Raw genomic sequence first — 17,655 nt, 5'->3', positions numbered from 1 at the left:
AGCGCAGCGAATTGTGCTCTTGATCTTGATCTACCCGCCCCGTTAACCAGAAGGGCCGAACGGAGGTGTCGTAGAGGGGCTAGCGCGAATGGATCCCCCAGCACTCAACGCCACAAAGCCACAAACAACATCAAACCCGAAGGGGGCGAGTTCCTGCCCCGCGATCCAAGACCCTCAGGCCTGAGCCTCCAGCGACCACTGCGCCAGTGGCAGGTACTGCCCCCTGCGCGATTCCAACAGAGTGAAGTGCCGCACGCGCAGGCTGAAGTCTGCCGCTGCCTGCGCCTCGGGAACCGGGCCGTGATAGTCGCGGGCCAGGGTCAGGTGTGGCCGATACTCGCGCGGGGTATCGACAAAACCCAGCGGCAACATCGCCTGTTGCAGACCATAGACCAGTTGGCGCAAGGCGCCGGGCGGCTGGGTCGGCACCAGCACCAGGGCCTTCGCCGGGCGCCAGACTTCCAGCCGGTCGAGCAGCACCGTCAACGGCTTTTGCGGCACGTTCACCTGCGCAGCCGCCGCCAGGACCGCCGGCAACTGCGCCGTTGCAACCGACCCCAGAAACATCAAGGTCAGGTGAAAATTGGCCGACGCCACCGGCCGCCCCAAGCCCGTGCCCAATTCGCTGCGCCAGTGAGCAATGGCACGACGCTGTGTCGGCGCACACTCCAGGGCGAAAAACAGCCGCTTGAACGGCTCGCCCGACTCACGACCACTCTGTTCCATGCCTCGTCCCCCATACCTACTCGCAGATTCCCAGTCTAACGCTGCTCCTGACTGCCGTCAGTCGACTTCTTGATATTTATATTTTCACGAATTTGATTTTTGAAATAATTCATGTCATTTCTATGTTCGCCTGACCCGTCGCCCACAGCGGCGCTGGCAGGTATCGCCCTACCCACCGGAGTCAAGAATATGAACAAGACCGGACTTCTAGGCGCATTGGCACTGTGTGCCTGCAGCGCACTGACCCATGCCGACCCAGGCAGCCTGCGCATCGGCATCGAAGCGGCCTACCCGCCCTTCTCCTACCGCACCCCGCAAGGTGAAATCGCAGGCTTCGACTACGACATCGGCAATGCACTGTGCGCACAAATGCAGGTCAAGTGCCAATGGGTCGTGCAGGAATTCGACGGCATGATTCCGTCGTTGAAAGTGCGCAAGATCGACGCGGTGCTGTCGTCCATGTCGATCACCGACGACCGCTTGAAATCGGTCGATTTCAGCGACAAGTACTACCACACGCCAGGCAAGTTCGCGATGAAGGCCGGCAGTCAGCTCCAGGACCCTTTCGTGGACCTCAAGGGCCATAGAGTCGGGGTACAGCGCGCGTCGACCTATGACCGCTTCGCCACCGAGCAACTCGAAAGCAAGGGGGTCGAGGTGGTGCGCTACGCCTCGCAGAACGAGGCCTTCCTGGACCTGGTCTCCGGCCGCCTGGACGCCACCCTCGCCGACATCGTCAACACCGAAGAGAGCTTCATCAAAACGCCGGCAGGCCAGGGGTTTGCCCTGGTCGGGCCCGACATCAACGACCCGCATTACTTCGGCCGCGGCGCCGGCATTGCGGTACGCAAGGGCGACACGGCCAACCTGGCCAGGCTCAACGCCGCCATCGCCGCAATCCGCGCCAATGGCACCTACCAGCAGGTGCAAAGCAAGTACTTCCCCTTCGATATCTACGGCCAATAACCCTGCCGCCGAGGACTTTCATCATGCTTCACGGCTACGGATCGAGCATTCTCGATGGCGCCTGGCTGACCATCAACCTGGCCCTGAGCGCCATGGCCCTGGCCATCACCCTGGGCCTGATCGGCGCGGCGTGTCGGCTGTCGCCGGTGAAATGGCTGGCAACGCTGGGCGAGGTGTACACCACGGTGGTACGCGGCATCCCCGACCTGGTGCTGATTCTGCTGATTTTTTATGGCGGCCAGGACCTGGTCAATCGCCTGGCGCTGGCACTGGGTTATGAGCAGTACATCGACATCAACCCCTTTATCGCCGGCGTCTGCACCATGGGCTTCATTTTCGGCGCCTACCTCTCGGAGACCTTTCGCGGTGCCTTCCTGGCCATTCCCAGGGGACAGGCCGAGGCCGGTTCGGCCTATGGCATGAGTGCTGCGCAGGTGTTCTGGCGGATCAGCGTGCCGCAAATGATCCGCCTGGCGATCCCCGGGTTTACCAACAACTGGCTGGTACTGACCAAGTCCACGGCGCTGATCTCGGTGATCGGCCTGCAAGACATGATGTTCAAGGCCAAGAACGCGGCCGATGCGACCCATCAGCCCTTCACCTTCTTTCTCACCGTGGCGGCGCTGTACCTGCTGTTGACCAGCCTGTCGCTGCTGCTCCTGCGGGGGCTGGAAAAACGCTATTCGGTCGGCTTCAAAGCCGCCGAACTGTGAGGAGACGTTCGCGATGATGCTCGACTATTCACTGATCTGGCAGAACCTGCCGCTGTACCTCAACGGCATTGTCCTGACCTTCAAGCTGCTGGTGATTTCCCTGGCCTGCGGCCTGGTGCTGGCCATCCCGCTGGCGCTGATGCGCGTGTCGCGCACCTGCCTGCTGCGCTACCCGGCCTGGCTGTACACCTACATCATGCGGGGCACCCCCATGCTGGTGCAGCTGTTCCTGATCTACTACGGCCTGGCCCAGTTCGAGGCGGTGCGCCAGAGCGTGCTGTGGCCGTACCTGTCCAGCGCAACGTTTTGCGCCTGCCTGGCCTTTGCCCTCAACACCGGCGCCTACAGCGCCGAACTGCTGGCCGGCAGCCTCAAGTCGACCCCCCGTGGCGAGATTGAGGCCGCTCGGGCAATGGGTATGTCGCGCCTGACGCTGTACCGGCGAATCCTGCTGCCTTCGGCCCTGCGCCGGACCCTGCCGCAGTACAGCAATGAAGTGCTGATGATGCTGCAGACCACCAGCCTGGCGTCCATCGTCACGCTGGTCGACATCACCGGCGCCGCGCGGACCTTCAGTGCGCGTTACTACCTGCCCTTCGAGGCGTTCATCACCGCCGGCCTGATCTACCTGGCCCTGACCTTCATGCTGGTGCGCCTGTTCAAGCTGGCCGAACGCCGCTGGCTCGCCTACCTCGCCCCGCGCGCGCACTAAGGAGCTTCAAATGCAGCAAATAGACCATGTTCTGCCCTGGAGTGCGTGCGGTACACAGCGCACGGTGAGCCTGTTCCGCTTTGGCAGCGGCCCGCGCAAGGCCTACATCCAGGCCGCGCTGCACGCCGACGAATTGCCGGGAATGCGCGTGGCCGTGGAACTCAAGCGGCGCCTGGGCGAGCTGGAAAGCCAGGGCCGCCTGAGCGGTGTGATCGAACTGGTGCCCTTGTCCAATCCGATCGGCATCGGCCAGATGTTCCAGGCCACGCACCAGGGCCGCTTCGAGTTCAACAGCGGCAAGAACTTCAACCGTGATTTCCCGGCGTTGACCGCGGCATTGGCCGAGCGTCTGGAAGGACAGCTCGACAGCGATGGCCCCGGCAATATCGCCAAGATCCGCCGCAGCATGCTGCAGATCCTGGCCGAGCTGCCAGCGGCCCAATCGGAGCTCGACGGCCTGCGTCGCCTGCTCTTGCAGCAGGCGTGCGATGCCGACCTGGTGCTGGACCTGCACTGCGATTTCGAGTCGATCATGTTGCTCTACGCCCTGCCGCAGAACTGGCCGCGCCTGCGTACGTTGGCAGCGCGCCTGGGCGCGGGGGCGGTGTTGCTGGCCGAAGACGCCGGCGGCAATGCCTTCGATGAGGCCTGCGCCGTGCCCTGGGTACAACTGGCCGAACGCTTTCCCGACGCCGAAATCCCCCTGGCCTGCGTCGCGACCACCATCGAACTGCGCGGCATGGCCGATACCGACCGCGATGACTGCCAGGCCAGCGCCGAGCAGATTCTCGGCTACCTCGCCGACCAGGGCCTGATCAGCGGCCCATGGCCGGCGGCGCCGGCGCGCTGCTGCCAGGCCACGCCGTTTGCCGGGGCCCAGTACGCCTATGCCGAACACCCGGGTGTGGTGAGTTTCCTGCAACCGCTCGGCGCCGCTGTGCGCGTCGGTGATCCGCTGTTCGAGGTCATCGACCCGCTCAGTGATCGCCACAGCGTGGTCAGGGCCAGTACCGACGGCATTCTCTACGCCCGCGAACGCCTGCGCTTTGCCCAACCCGGCCTGTGGCTGGCCAAGGTCGCCGGCAGCACCCCCATTCGCCATGGTCGCCTGCTCAGCGACTGACACCTTCGAGTACCTCGCCATGAACAAACTGGAAATTCGGGACCTGCACAAAAGCTACGCCAGCCACGCCGTGCTCAAAGGTGTCTCGTTGCAGGCCAAGGCCGGTGACGTGATCAGCATCATCGGCTCCAGCGGCTCGGGCAAGAGCACCTTCCTGCGCTGCATCAACCTGCTCGAACAACCCAACGCCGGGCAGATTGTGCTCAATGGCGAAGCGCTGAAACTGCGCGCCTGCTCACGGGGCGGCCTCAAGGCGGCCGACCCGCGCCAGCTGCAAAGGATGCGTGCGCGGTTGAGCATGGTCTTTCAGCACTTCAACTTGTGGTCGCACATGAGCGCGATCGAAAACGTCATGGAAGCCCCCCTGCATGTGCAGGGTACCAGCCGCAAGGAAACCAGGGACAAGGCCGAGCACTACCTAGACAAGGTCGGCGTCAGCCACCGGCGCGATGCTTATCCGGCGCACATGTCCGGCGGCGAACAACAGCGGGTGGCGATAGCCCGGGCGCTGGCCATGGAACCCGACGTGATGCTGTTTGACGAACCGACCTCGGCGCTGGACCCGGAGCTGGTGGGGGATGTGCTCAAGGTCATGCAGGACCTGGCCCAGGAAGGCCGCACCATGGTCGTGGTGACCCACGAAATGGGCTTTGCCCGGGAGGTTTCCAACCAACTGATGTTCCTTCACCAGGGCCTGGTCGAGGAACGCGGTCACCCTCGCGAAGTATTGGCCCGCCCACAATCGGAGCGGTTGCGCCAGTTCCTCGCCGGCAGCCTGAAGTAAACACCTGCGCCCTTCCCGGCTGCGCGCCGGGGAGTGGCTTCGGATACACTGACGCCACGCCGTCCATCTGCCAGGGAACCATCAGCCGGATGCCTCGCCACTCGAAAACCCCCACTGTCTATGCCTCGCCGGTCATGCGCAAGCTGTCGGAAAACCTTGCTCAACTGCAACCTTCGTTGCGCAAGGTCGCCGACTACATTTTGCGCCACCCCCTCAAGGCCGCGACCCTGACGATCGAAGAGATGGCCCAGGCCACCGCCACCTCGCCGGCCGCGGTCAACCGCCTGGCCAAGGCCCTGGACCTGGGCGGCTACAGCGGCATGAAAGCCGAACTGGTAGCGACCTTGCAGCAGATGGTCTCGCCGGTGGACAAGCTGCGCAATGAACTGGCCCTGCGCCCCGATGGCGACTTTGGCCTGCATGAGCAGATCCAGAGCGCGACCAGCAACCTGGCCACCACCAGCAGCAACAACCAGGCCGATACCTTCGAGGCCTTCGTCAGCAGCCTGATCGCGGCGCGCAAGGTGTATGTGCTGGGCTTCGGCAACAGCGTCTACCTGGCCGGGCTTGCCGCCTCGACCCTGGTGCCCTTTTGTGCCGATGCCTGCGCCATCAGCATGGAGGGCGGCAACGAGAACGCGGCCTATCGCCTGGCGGCGATCACCGACCAGGACGTACTTCTGGCCATTTCGCTGCCGCGCTACTCCCAGGACACCCTGCAACTGTCGCGCTTTGCCCTTGAGCGTGGCGCCACGGTACTGGCCATCACTGACTCGCCGGCATCGCCCCTGGCCCCCATCGCCCGCCACGTCCTGTTCGCGCCGGCCGACCACCCGGTGCTGACCAGTTCCAATATTGCCGTGCTGGCGCTGATCGAAGGGCTGGTGGCCGGGGCCATGGCACGCAACAAAGAGGCGGTGAAACTGGCGACAGAGCTGACGGAAAGCGTGATGTCCTATTTGCACTTGCCCGGCAAAAATCGCGGATAAATCGTTAAAGCAAACCTTTGCGTGTGGGACTAATGTCGGGCGCCTGATCGGTAACATTTAGTACAAACTGCGGTCACGATTGTTTATGCTGGCTGGCTTATGCCATGGCGCATCGCCTCATCGACAAGTACCCGCCCATGAAAATTTTTCTTGTTCTGTTGTTTGTATTCTCGATTGCCTACGTCCATTTCCGTGGTCGGGTGCGGCACAAAGTCACCCGCCAGCTGGGTGACCACTCAAGTTTCCTGGCACCGGTAAACGTCTTCCTCTACCTGTTCTCCAAGCTCCCGGCCAAGCCGTACCTGCCGGTCGAGAGCTTCCCCGAGCTCAAGCCGCTGCAGGACAACTGGCAAGAGATTCGCGCCGAGGCCCAGCAGTTGCTGCATGTCGGTGAAATCAAAAGCTCGAAGAACTACGACGACGTGGGTTTCAACTCGTTCTTCAAGAGTGGCTGGAAACGCTTCTACCTGAAGTGGTACGGCGAGAGCCACCCGTCTGCCATGAAGCTGTGCCCGCGCACCACCGAATTGCTGCAAGGCATCGGCACGGTCAAGGCGGCCATGTTCGCCACCCTGCCGCCAGGCTCCAAGCTGGTTCGCCACCGCGACCCCTATGCCGGCTCCTACCGCTACCACCTGGGCCTGGATACCCCCAACGATGACGCCTGCTACATCTGCGTGGACGGTGAAAACTACGCCTGGCGCGACGGCGAGGCGGTGGTGTTCGATGAAACCTACATCCACTACGCCAGCAATCAGACCGAGCACAACCGCATCATCCTGTTCTGCGATGTCGAGCGCCCGCTCAAGTACCGCTGGGCGACCGCGTTCAACCGCTGGTTCAGCCGCAAGGTGATGGCTGCCGCGGCAGCCCCCAACGATGCCGGCGACAAGACCGGCGGCATCAACCGCCTGTTCACCCGCATCTACAAGGTTCGCGAGCGTGGCAAGGCGATGAAAAAGCGCAACCGTACCCGTTACTACCTGGAGAAATGGGCGGTAGTGGCAGCGCTGGTGCTGGTATTCATCTACATCTGAACTGTGTGTGCAGGAGCGGGCTTGCCCCGCGATAGCGATCTTCCAGACACATCGCTATCGCGGGTCAAGCCCGCTCCTACACCCAAAGTCCTACCCGTTCAGGCCCATCGACCAACGGCACCCCGCCGATAAAAAAACTAGCTTCACTGTTCATGTTGCCAACAGCACAAGGTGAAGACGATGAGCATGATGGACTGGGACGCCTACCGTAAGCAGTTGATGGCCGGTATCGGCGACCTCAAGCAACTGTCCCCCGACACGGTCAACGGCTATATGACCGCCAGCGGCGCCGGGGCCAAGACCAACCACCTGGATGCCAAGACCCGCGAGTTGATTTCGCTGGCCGTGGCCGTGACGACCCGCTGCGACGGCTGCATTGCCGTGCATTCGGCGCAGGCGGTCAAGCAAGGTGCGACCCGTGAAGAAATCGCCGAGGCACTGGGCGTGGCGGTGGCCATGAATGCCGGCGCGGCGCTGGTGTATTCGGCGCGGGCGATGGATGCGGTCGGCAAGGGCGATAACTGACCACATCGGTGCCGGCCTGCACAAACAGTTGCATGCCGGCACCAACGCTTTCAGACTCGCGGTTCACGTTGCCAGGAACCGCCATGATTACCCTCCGCCCCATGACCGCCGCTGATTTCGAACACTTCTGGCCGACCTTCCAGGCCATCGTCAGCGCCCGCGAAACCTATGCCTTCGACCCGGCCCTGAACCTGGATCAGGCACGTGAACTGTGGCTGGAATCCCCCCTGCACACCCTGGTGGCCGAAGAAGACGGCCAACTGCTCGGCTCTTACTACCTCAAGGCCAACGCCGCCGGCCCCGGCAGCCACGTGAGCAATTGCGGCTACATGGTCTGCGAAGCCGCCCGCGGTCGCGGCGTGGCCCGCCTGATGTGCGAGCACTCCCAGCAGTTGGCGCGCCAGCAGGGCTTTTTGGCCATGCAGTTCAATTCGGTGGTGTCGAGCAATGAAGCAGCCGTGACCTTGTGGCAGAAGCTGGGCTTTGAAATCGTCGGGCGCCTGCCGCGGGCGTATCGCCATGCACGGCTGGGGCTGGTGGACAGCCTGGTGATGTACAAGTGGCTGGAAGAACCTGCACAACCGAAGCTGATCGGGCGCAAGAACATCGAGGCCGTGGTATCGCGCAAACGCGGCCGCTGATGATCCGTAGGAGCGGGCTTGCCCCGCGATTGCATTCATTCAGACACACCGCATCGCGGGGCAAGCCCGCTCCTACGGATTGACGGCAAAAGCATTCGGTGTTCCCATGCGCGCCAGTTTCAGGTGTCCTGCGCCGCCGTGCGCAGGGTGAAACGGGAAGCCGGTGCGTCACGTTCGTGACTAGTCCGGCGCTGCCCCCGCAACGGTAAGCGAGCGAAGCCTTCAAAACACCACTGTGCCTCGGCATGGGAAGGTGAAGGCCTTCATGACCCTCGCAAGCCCGGAGACCGGCCTGAAGCTTCTGTTTGGCAACCCCGCGGTGGGCGGGCGCAGGCCGGGTTGCGTTCGCCTGCGCGCGCAATTCCTCCGTGCGTTGTTCCCTCCGGGATTCATTCTTCCTGTTGACTGTGGAACGACATGTCCCGTAATTCCAAGCTTCACTCCCTGGCGGCCAATGCCCTGGCCCCCTGCCTGGCACTCTCCCTGCCAGCCTTCGCTGAAGAACACAGCCCTTCTGCCCTGGCCCTGCCTTCGACGGCCGTCACCAGCACCAGCGACAACGAACCGATCAGCCTGGCCACACCCCTGCCCGCCGGTTCACGCCTGAACCTGAGCGCCATGGACACCCCGGCCAGCACCAGCAGCCTGGGTACCGAGGCCATTGACGGTCGCAACAACATCACTGTGCAGGACGCCGTCACTCGCTCACCCGGCATCACCTCGGTGGGCACGCCGGGCAACGGCAACACCGCGTTGTCGGCCCGTGGGTTCACCAGCCACGGCTCGGTGATGACCCTGTTCGACGGTTCGCGCATGTACACCGGGGCCGGCACCCTGACCTTCCCGGTCGACCCATGGATGGTCGAGCGCATCGACATCATCCGGGGTCCGGCGTCTGTGCTCTACGGCGAAGGCGCCACGGGAGCGGTGATCAACGTGATCCCGAAAAAACCCTTCGCCGGCGACATCCGCAACCACCTGCGCCTGGGCTACGGCTCCTACGATCGCCAGCAACTGGGCCTGGACAGCGGCGGCTCGCTGAGTGAGCGCCTGAGCTACCGGGTCACCCTCAACAACCAGCAAGGCAACGGCTGGGTAGACCGTGGCGACTCCAAAAGCCTGGCCATGAGCGCGGCGTTGCGCTTCGATGCCAGCGACGACCTGAGCTTCACCCTGGCCCACGAGCGCGGCGATGCCGAGCCGATGAACTACTTCGGCACACCGCTGATCGACGGCCATTCCCGCGACAGCCTGCGCAAGAAGAACTACAACGTGCGCGACGACGTACAGCGCTACCACGACGAATGGACGCGCCTGAACACCGACTGGGCCATCAGCGAGTCGATCAGCGCCAGCAACCAGCTCTACTACATCAAGAGTCGCCGCCACTGGCGCAACGCCGAGGACTACACCTGGCACAGCGACCTGGGGCAACTGGAGCGTGGCAGCTACCTGGAGATCAAGCACCACCAGGAGCAGATCGGCGACCGCCAGAGCTTCACCTTCGATCACTCGCTGTTCGGCCTGGCCAGCAAGACCGTGGTCGGCGCCGAGTACAACCGTATTCGCTTCGGCATCGACAGCAACTCGCCGTACAACGACATTGGCGGCGACTACATCGACCCCTGGAACCCGGCACCGGGCTACTTCCACAGCCAGGACCCGACCCGCCCGCAATCCCGGAGCACCACCCGCACCTTCGCCCTGTTCGCGGAGAACCGCACCCAGCTGTCGGAGCGCTGGTCGCTGGTGACCGGCATCCGCCGCGACCAGAACCACATCGACCGCGACAACCTGGTCAACGACACCCGCACCGACCGCAGCCTGGGCGGAGGCAACTGGCGCGCGGGCCTGGTGTTTGCCGTGACTGACGAGCTGTCGCTGTACGGCCAGTACTCCACCAGCGAGGACGGCGTCAGCGACCTGATCACCCTCAGCCCGAGCCAGCAGAACTTCGACCTGACCGAAGCCAGGCAGACCGAGTTCGGCCTCAAGCAATTGTTCTGGGACGGCCGTGGCGAATGGACTTTGGCGGCCTACCACATCGTCAAGAAAAAGCTGTTGGTCGATAACCCCGTCACCCACCTCAAGGAACAGGCCGGGCAGCAGACCTCCGACGGACTGGAAGCGACCCTGGAACTGGCCCTGGCCAATCAGTGGCAGGTCTCGGCCAATGCCTCGGTGGTACGCGCCAAATACGACGACTTCGACCAGACGGTGGGCGGCCAGACGGTGTCGCGTGCCGGCAACCGCCCGAGAAACGTGCCACGGCGCACCGCCAACCTATGGGTGAACAAAGGCCTGGGCCATAGCGTGGATGCCGGCATGGGCGTGCGTTACGTCGATGCGCGCTACGCCGACACCGCCAACACCCAGACCGTACCGGGCTTTACCGTGGTCGATGCCAACCTGGGGTGGCAGGTGCTGCCGGATGTGCGCCTTGGGTTACAGCTGAACAACCTGCTCGACCGGCGATATGCGGCCGTGGCGCACAGTGGCGAGCAATGGATCATGGGTGAGCCACGGTCGTACTTCGCGACCGTGGATTACACCTTCTAAAACACCCGGTAGGAGCGGGCTTGCCCCGCGAGGCGGTGTGACAGTGAGACCGCTATCGCGGGGCAAGCCCGCTCCCACAGGAGTGTTTCGTGGCGGTTGAACGCCCGCGCCTACAGGGAGGGCAGGCTGTAGCGTTCGGCAAAGTACTGGCGAAAGAACTCCACCGCCACCCGCACCTTGGCCGAGCTGGCCAAGGGCGAGGTGTACACCGCCCAGATATCCGCCGGCTGGTGATAGTCCCCCAGCACCTGCACCAGCCGCCCTTCGGCCAGGCTGTCATGCACATCCCACCATGAACGCAGCAAAATCCCCCGCCCATCCAGGCACCACTGGTGCGCCACTTCGCCATGGTTGCTCGACAGGCTGCCGGTCACCCGTACGCTTTCCTCGCCATTGGGCCCCTCGAGTTGCCATATGCCGAAGGGATGATCCCGCTCCTTGATCACCAGGCAATCGTGGCTGGCAAGCTCGGCCAACACCTTGGGCGTTCCCCGCCGCGCCAGGTAGGCCGGGGACGCACACAGCACGCGTCGGTTCTTCGCCAACGGCTTGGCGATCAGGTTCGGGGCGATCACGTTGCCGACACGAATATCCAGGTCGACCCCCTCCTCGATCAGGTCCACCAAGCGATCATGCACATCCAGGCGGATATCCAGGCGCGGGTAGCGCTCGGCCAGTTCCGAAAGGGCCGGCGCCACGAAGCGACGGCCCAGGCCCAGGCTGCTGGCAATGCGCAACTGGCCCGCCGGCTCGCGGTGCTGGGCGCTGATGTCGTCGCCCATGCGCTGCACCGCATCGAAGATCTGCTGGGCCCATTGGTACACCCGCTCGCCCTCCTCGCTCACCGTCACCCGCCGGGTGGTGCGGTGCAGCAGGCGCACGTCGAGGTCCTGCTCAAGCACGCGGATGCGTTTGCTGATGAAGGCAGCGGACATGCCCAGCTCTTCGGCCACTGCCGCGAAGCTGGCGCGCTTGGCCACCTGGAGAAAGATGTTGAGGTCGTCGAGGCTCGGTAGATTATTCACGTTTCGTGCACTAAGAATCTATGAAAGGCGAGATTATCTCTGATTAAAGCCCTTATAGCATGGCTCGCATCTGTTCCCTAGACAACGAGTGCGCCCCCATGAGCAAGACTTTCAGAATCGCAGCCATTCCAGGCGACGGCATCGGCAACGAAGTTCTCCCCGAAGGTATCCGCGTGGTCGAGGCCGCTGCCCGCAAGCACGGCCTGGACATCAGCTTTGAATTCTTCGAGTGGGCGAGCTGCGACTACTACCTGGCCCACGGCAAGATGATGCCCGACGACTGGTTCGAGCAACTGAAGGACTTCGACGCCCTGTACTTCGGCGCCGTCGGCTGGCCCGACAAGGTCCCGGACCACATTTCGCTGTGGGGCTCGCTGCTCAAGTTCCGCCGCGATTTCGACCAGTACGTGAACATCCGCCCGGTGCGCCTGTTCCCGGGTGTACCGTGCCCGCTGGCCGGCCGTGAGCCGGGCGACATCGACTTTGTGGTGATCCGCGAAAACACCGAGGGCGAGTACTCGTCCCTGGGCGGGCGCATGTTCGAGAACACCGAGAACGAGTTCGTGCTGCAAGAGTCGGTGTTCACCCGCCGCGGTGTCGACCGCATCCTCAAGTACGCCTTCGACGTGGCCCAGACCCGCGAGCGCAAGCACGTCACCTCGGCCACCAAGTCCAACGGCATGGCCGTGAGCATGCCCTACTGGGACGAGCGCACCGCCGCCATGGCTGCCAACTATCCGGAAATCAGCTGGGACAAGCAGCACATTGATATCCTCTGCGCCCGTTTCGTGCTGCAGCCGGATCGCTTCGACGTGGTGGTGGCCTCCAACCTCTTCGGCGACATCCTCTCCGACCTGGGCCCGGCCTGCGCTGGCACCATCGGCATCGCGCCATCGGCCAACCTCAACCCCGAGCGCAAGTTCCCGTCGCTGTTCGAGCCGGTACACGGTTCGGCCCCGGACATCTACGGCAAGAACATCGCCAACCCGATCGCGATGATCTGGTCCGGCGCGCTGATGCTCGACTTTCTCGGCAACGACGGCAGCGACCCACGCTACCGCGCCGCCCACGACGACATCCTCAAGGCCATCGAGCAGGTTATCGCCGCGGGCGACACCACCCGCGACATGGGCGGCCAGAAATCCACCCAGCAAGTGGGCCAGGCGATCACCGACCTGATCGAGGCGTGATGCCGGCGGGGCCGATTATCAGAATTGTCTGACAAAACGGCCCCGCCCCTCTTGCGAGCGAAGCGGATTGTATGCAAAATCTGTTAACCCAAAGATTCACGTTAACTTTTAGTTAACAGCCAAGGAAGGAGCAACACCGCAACACCCCGGTTGCCTGCCGGGTATATAAGTACGCCAACGTCCAGGAGACGATGATGTCGCACAAGAATAAAAAGATTGATGTGTTCCTGATCACCGTGAGTCTGATAGCCGTGCTGCTCACCGTGATTGGCCTTGCGGCCTTCCCGGCCGAGGCCGAAAGCGCGGCGAACCAGTTGTTCGAGCTCTCTACCCGCACCTTCGGTACCAGCGTCCAGGTCCTGGTGTTCGGTAGCTCCCTGGCCGTGCTGTACCTGGCCTTCAGCAAATACGGCAACATCCGCCTGGGCAGTGGCAAGCCTGAATACGCCACCGCCACCTGGGTGTTCATGTTCATCTGCGCCGGCATGGGGTCCTCGACCCTCTACTGGGGTGTGATGGAGTGGGCCTACTACTACCAGACCCCGGGCCTGAACATCGCCGCCGCGACCCCAAAGGCGCTCGAGTACAGCATCAGCTACTCGTTCTTCCACTGGGGCGTCAGTGCATGGTCGATCTATGCCCTGGCCTCGCTGGCGATGGCCTATCACTTCCACGTGCGCAAGAAGAGCGGCCTGAACCTGGCCTCGATCGTCGAAGCGGTGACCGGTTTCAAGGCCACCGGCCCTGTTGGCCGCAGCGTCGACCTGATTTTCCTGCTGACCATGATGGGCGCACTGACCGTGTCGCTGGCCCTCACCGCCTCGACCCTGACCCGCGGCCTGCATGACTTGGCCGGCACCCCGGACACCTTTACCGTGCAGTTGATGGTGATCGGCGGCGTGGCGGTGATGTTCTCGCTCAGCTCCTACATCGGTATCGACGGTGGCTTGCAGCGCCTGAGCAAGATGGTCTGCATCGGCGCCCTGGTGTTTGCGCTGGTGGTCCTGCTGGTCGGTCCGACCCAGTTCACCATCAACAACACGGCCAACTCCATTGGCCTGATGATCCAGAACTACGTGCACATGAGCCTGTTCACCGACCCTGCCGGTGACGGTGCCTTCACCCGTAACTGGACGGTGTTCTACTGGCTGTGGTGGGTGTCCTACGCTCCGGGCGTAGCCATGTTCGTGACCCGCGTATCGCGCGGCCGCCAGATCAAGGAAGTGGTCCTGGCCCTGTTGATGGGCGGCAGCTTCGGTTGCTGGTTCTTCTTCGGCGCGCTGGAAAGCTACAGCATGCACCAGTTCATCACCGGGGCTGTGGACGTACCGAAAATGCTCAGCGAGCAAGGCGGCGAATCGGCGGTGACTCACCTGCTGCTGGCGTTGCCGTGGGGTCAGGTCTTCCTGGGGGTGTACCTGTTCATCATGGCGATCTTCTGCGCCTCGCACATGGACGCCGCGGCCTATGCGGTGGCAGCCACCAGCACCCGCAACCTGCGCGAAGGCGACGACCCGACGCCCACCCATCGCCTGTTCTGGTGCGTGGTGCTGACCCTGGTGCCGCTGGCCATGCTGTTTGCCAAGGCCTCGCTGTCGACCATGAAAACTGCCGTGGTCCTGACCGCGATCCCGTTCATGGTGATCCTGCTGGTGAAGATCTACGGCTTCTTCAAATGGATGTTCGAGGACTACGGCCAGATGCCAGCCTTCCGCATCGAAGAAGAGGCGGCGCGCATGGCCGGTGAAGAGCCGGTGGAGAAAGCGCCCCGCAGTGCTGCTGCCGTGCACTGAGTACACCCTGTAGGAGCAGGCTTGCTGTAGGAGCGGGCTTGCCCCGCGATAGCGATCTTTCTGATACATCGTATCGCGGGGCAAGCCCGCTCCTACAAGCGCTCCTGCAGACGGCCAAATTTTTTTGCCTGACTTGTTAACTGATAGATACGCGTTAACTGATAACTAAAAAACCGAGCTTGTGAGAACCCGATCATGAATGACTTCAAACGCCTGCCCGCCGATTTCTGCGCCAACGCCGAAGAGGCGTTCACCATTCCGGCCACCTTCTACACCCAGGCCTCGGTATTCGAGCACGAGAAAGAAGCCATCTTCGCCCGTAGCTGGATCTGCGTCGGCCACCGTAGCGAAGTCGCCGAGAACAATGCCTACATCACCCGTGAAGTGATCGGCGAAAGCATCATCGTGGTCCGTGGCCGCGACAGCGTGCTGCGCGCCTTCTACAACGTCTGCCCGCACCGTGGCCACCAGCTGCTCAGCGGCAGCGGCAAGGCCAAGAACGTCATCACCTGCCCGTACCACGCCTGGACCTTCAAGCTCGACGGCGAGCTGGCCCACGCGCGCAACTGCGACAACGTGGTGAACTTCGACAAAGAGAACTCGACCCTGGTCCAGCTGCGCGTCGAGGAATACGCAGGCTTTATCTTCATCAATATGGACATGGACGCCGGCAGCGTCGAAGACCAGCTGCCAGGCCTGCAAGCGCGCATGCGTGAAGCGTGCGGCGTGATCGACGACCTGCACCTGGCCGCGCGCTTTGTCAGCGACACCCCGGCCAACTGGAAGTCGATCGTCGACAACTACCTGGAGTGCTACCACTGCGCCCCGGCCCACCCAGGCTTCTCCGACTCGGTGGACGTGGGTCAGTACAGCCACAGCATGCACGGCAACTGGACCCTGCAATACGGCCTGGCCAAACCGTCGGAGCAGTCGTTCAAGTTCGATGAGTCGGTCAAAGACCCCTCGTTCGCCGGCTTCTGGGCCTGGCCGTGCACCATGTTCAACGTGCCGCCAGGAGCGAACTTCATGACCGTGATCTACGAGTTCCCGGTCGATGCCGAAACCACCCTGCAGCACTACGACATCTACTTCCTCAACAAGGACATCACCGAAGAGCAGCAGAAGCTGATCGACTGGTACCGCGAAGTGTTCCGCCCTGAAGACCTGCGCCTGGTAGAAAGCGTGCAGAAAGGCCTGAAGTCCCGCGGCTACCGCGGCCAGGGCCGGATCATGGCCGACCGCGAGCGCAGCGGCATGAGCGAGCACGGCATCGCCCACTTCCACAACCTGATCGCCGTTGCCCACCTCGACGACTGATAACCGGCGCGGCAGGCCTCACCGCCTGCCGCGCGCTTCGGAGTACCTTGCGTGAATCTCAACGACAACAAGCTGTTCCGCCAGCAGGCCTATATCGCCGGGCACTGGTGCGACGCCGATGACGGTCGCAGCCTGGCGGTGACCGACCCTGCCAACGGCAATCTGCTGGGCAACGTGCCGCTGATGGGCGGTGCCGAAGCGGTACGCGCCATCGAGGCTGCCGAAGCCGCCCTGGCCGACTGGCGCTCGCGCACCGCCAAGGACCGCGCGCAGATCCTGCGCCGCTGGTTCGAGCTGCTGCTCGAACACGAGCAGGACCTGGCCCGCCTGATGACCTTCGAGCAAGGCAAGCCCCTGCACGAGGCCCTGGGTGAAATCCGCTACGCCGCCTCCTTCGTCGAGTGGTTCGCCGAAGAAGGCAAGCGTGTCTACGGCGACGTGATCCCCAGCCCCTCCAATGACAAGCGCCTGCTGGTCATCAAGCAAGGCATCGGCGTGTGCACCGCCATCACCCCGTGGAACTTCCCGGCGGCGATGATCACCCGCAAGGTCGCCCCGGCCCTGGCCGCCGGCTGCACCATGGTGGTCAAGCCGGCCAACGAAACCCCGTTCTGCGCCCTGGCCCTGGCCGAGCTTGCCGAACGCGCGGGTGTGCCCGCGGGCGTGTTCAGTGTGGTCACCGGTGATGCCCCGGCCATCGGTGCACAGTTCACGGGCCACCCTTCGGTGCGCAAGTTGAGCTTTACCGGCTCCACCCCGGTAGGCCGCCTGCTGATGGGCCAGTGCGCCGAGACCATCAAGAAAGTCAGCCTGGAGCTGGGCGGCAACGCGCCGTTCATCGTGTTCGGCGATGCCGATATCGACGCCGCCGTCGAAGGCGCACTGATCGCCAAGTACCGCAATGCCGGGCAGACCTGCGTGTGCGTCAACCGCTTCTATATCCACGACAGCGTCTACGCGCAGTTCAGCGAACGCTTCATCGAGCGCGTTCGCCAGCTGGGCGTCGGCCACGGCAGCGCCGAAGGCACACAGATCGGCCCGCTGATCAGCGACAAGGCTGTGGCCAAGGTTCGCAGCCTGATCGACGACGCCGTGGGCAAAGGCGCCGAGCTGGTACTGGGTGGCCAGGCCCACGCCCTGGGCGGCAATTTCTTCGAGCCCACCGTGCTGGCCAATGTCGGCCCCGGCATGGAGCTGCTGGAGGAAGAGATCTTCGGCCCGGTGGCTGCGCTGGTGCGCTTTAGCACCGACGAGGAAGTCGTTGCCCTGGCCAACGCCACCCAGTACGGCCTGGCGGCCTACTTCTACAGCCGCGATATCGCCCGGGTGTTCAAGGTCGCCGAGCAGCTGGAGTACGGCATGGTCGGCGTCAACACCGGCCTGATCTCCAACGAGGTCGCGCCGTTCGGCGGCATCAAGCAATCGGGCCTGGGCCGTGAAGGCTCCAAGTACGGCATCGAAGATTATCTGGAAATCAAATACCTGTGCCTCGCCATCTGAGCGCACCGGTTCCGGGACGCGGCAGGGCCTGCCGCGTGCCCCTGCAGTCGAGGTG

16 protein-coding genes and 1 riboswitch are annotated in these 17,655 nt (G+C 63.4%); of the genes, 14 read left to right on the top strand and 2 right to left on the bottom strand.

Translation table 11 applies throughout. The features are described from left to right. Positions 1–174: 174 nt before the first annotated feature. Entirely contained in the window at positions 175–726 is a 552-nt protein-coding gene (thpR, locus tag U9R80_RS10270; protein ID WP_301840658.1) for an RNA 2',3'-cyclic phosphodiesterase, read from the bottom strand. 189 nt (positions 727–915) lie between these two features. Here thpR and U9R80_RS10265 point away from each other — a divergent pair, with 189 nt between their 5' ends. The 10 genes from U9R80_RS10265 to U9R80_RS10220 all read left to right on the top strand — a co-directional run bounded on the left by U9R80_RS10265 (position 916) and on the right by U9R80_RS10220 (position 10,775). Continuing rightward, positions 916–1,692 carry an ABC transporter substrate-binding protein gene (locus U9R80_RS10265; protein WP_301840657.1) on the top strand — a complete coding sequence of 259 codons (777 nt, stop codon included), beginning with the start codon at positions 916–918 and terminating at the stop codon, positions 1,690–1,692. A gap of 23 nt (positions 1,693–1,715) precedes the next feature. After that, positions 1,716–2,405 (top strand): ABC transporter permease, encoded by a 690-nt coding sequence (locus U9R80_RS10260; protein ID WP_301840656.1) that lies wholly within the window; start codon positions 1,716–1,718, stop codon positions 2,403–2,405. 13 nt (positions 2,406–2,418) lie between these two features. Next, positions 2,419–3,117: an ABC transporter permease gene (locus U9R80_RS10255; protein ID WP_301840654.1), complete on the top strand. Its 699-nt coding sequence runs from the start codon at positions 2,419–2,421 to the stop codon at positions 3,115–3,117. 10 nt (positions 3,118–3,127) lie between these two features. Continuing rightward, on the top strand, positions 3,128–4,240 hold the full coding sequence (locus U9R80_RS10250; protein WP_301840652.1) for a succinylglutamate desuccinylase/aspartoacylase family protein: 1,113 nt from the start codon (positions 3,128–3,130) through the stop codon (positions 4,238–4,240). 19 nt (positions 4,241–4,259) lie between these two features. Continuing rightward, positions 4,260–5,024, top strand: coding sequence for an ABC transporter ATP-binding protein (locus tag U9R80_RS10245; protein ID WP_301840650.1), 765 nt, complete (start codon positions 4,260–4,262; stop codon positions 5,022–5,024). An 89-nt stretch (positions 5,025–5,113) separates the two neighbouring features. Beyond that, a complete protein-coding gene (locus tag U9R80_RS10240; RefSeq protein WP_301840648.1) occupies positions 5,114–6,013 on the top strand; it encodes a MurR/RpiR family transcriptional regulator in 900 nt (299 codons plus the stop codon). Positions 6,014–6,150: 137 nt separating this feature from the next. Continuing rightward, positions 6,151–7,050: a lipid A hydroxylase LpxO gene (gene lpxO, locus U9R80_RS10235; protein WP_301840647.1), complete on the top strand. Its 900-nt coding sequence runs from the start codon at positions 6,151–6,153 to the stop codon at positions 7,048–7,050. Positions 7,051–7,230: 180 nt separating this feature from the next. Beyond that, positions 7,231–7,575, top strand: coding sequence for a carboxymuconolactone decarboxylase family protein (locus U9R80_RS10230; protein WP_301840646.1), 345 nt, complete (start codon positions 7,231–7,233; stop codon positions 7,573–7,575). 83 nt (positions 7,576–7,658) lie between these two features. Further along, complete coding sequence (locus tag U9R80_RS10225) at positions 7,659–8,216, top strand: GNAT family N-acetyltransferase (RefSeq protein ID WP_301840645.1); 558 nt, start codon at positions 7,659–7,661, stop codon at positions 8,214–8,216. Between the two features lie 104 nt (positions 8,217–8,320). Continuing rightward, a riboswitch (cobalamin riboswitch) is annotated at positions 8,321–8,526 on the top strand. A gap of 107 nt (positions 8,527–8,633) precedes the next feature. Continuing rightward, positions 8,634–10,775, top strand: a complete 2,142-nt coding sequence (locus U9R80_RS10220) for a TonB-dependent receptor (RefSeq protein ID WP_301840644.1) — start codon at positions 8,634–8,636, stop codon at positions 10,773–10,775. 110 nt (positions 10,776–10,885) lie between these two features. On the opposite strand, the gene U9R80_RS10215 is transcribed toward U9R80_RS10220, so the two are convergent. After that, entirely contained in the window at positions 10,886–11,800 is a 915-nt protein-coding gene (locus U9R80_RS10215; protein ID WP_301840643.1) for a LysR substrate-binding domain-containing protein, read from the bottom strand. 98 nt (positions 11,801–11,898) lie between these two features. Between U9R80_RS10215 and U9R80_RS10210 the strand changes: the two genes are divergently transcribed. From U9R80_RS10210 to U9R80_RS10195, 4 genes are all read left to right on the top strand, one after another. Next, a complete protein-coding gene (locus U9R80_RS10210; RefSeq protein WP_274116380.1) occupies positions 11,899–12,990 on the top strand; it encodes a tartrate dehydrogenase in 1,092 nt (363 codons plus the stop codon). 194 nt (positions 12,991–13,184) lie between these two features. Continuing rightward, positions 13,185–14,783 carry a BCCT family transporter gene (locus tag U9R80_RS10205; RefSeq protein WP_301840641.1) on the top strand — a complete coding sequence of 533 codons (1,599 nt, stop codon included), beginning with the start codon at positions 13,185–13,187 and terminating at the stop codon, positions 14,781–14,783. Between the two features lie 195 nt (positions 14,784–14,978). After that, positions 14,979–16,100, top strand: coding sequence for an aromatic ring-hydroxylating oxygenase subunit alpha (locus U9R80_RS10200; RefSeq protein WP_301840640.1), 1,122 nt, complete (start codon positions 14,979–14,981; stop codon positions 16,098–16,100). A gap of 51 nt (positions 16,101–16,151) precedes the next feature. Beyond that, positions 16,152–17,600: an NAD-dependent succinate-semialdehyde dehydrogenase gene (locus U9R80_RS10195; protein WP_301840639.1), complete on the top strand. Its 1,449-nt coding sequence runs from the start codon at positions 16,152–16,154 to the stop codon at positions 17,598–17,600. Positions 17,601–17,655 lie beyond the last annotated feature (55 nt).

It is taken from the genome of Pseudomonas sp. JQ170C, assembly GCF_035581345.1.
Classification (GTDB): Bacteria; Pseudomonadota; Gammaproteobacteria; order Pseudomonadales; family Pseudomonadaceae; genus Aquipseudomonas.
This window is presented reverse-complemented; position numbering and strand designations above follow the sequence as displayed.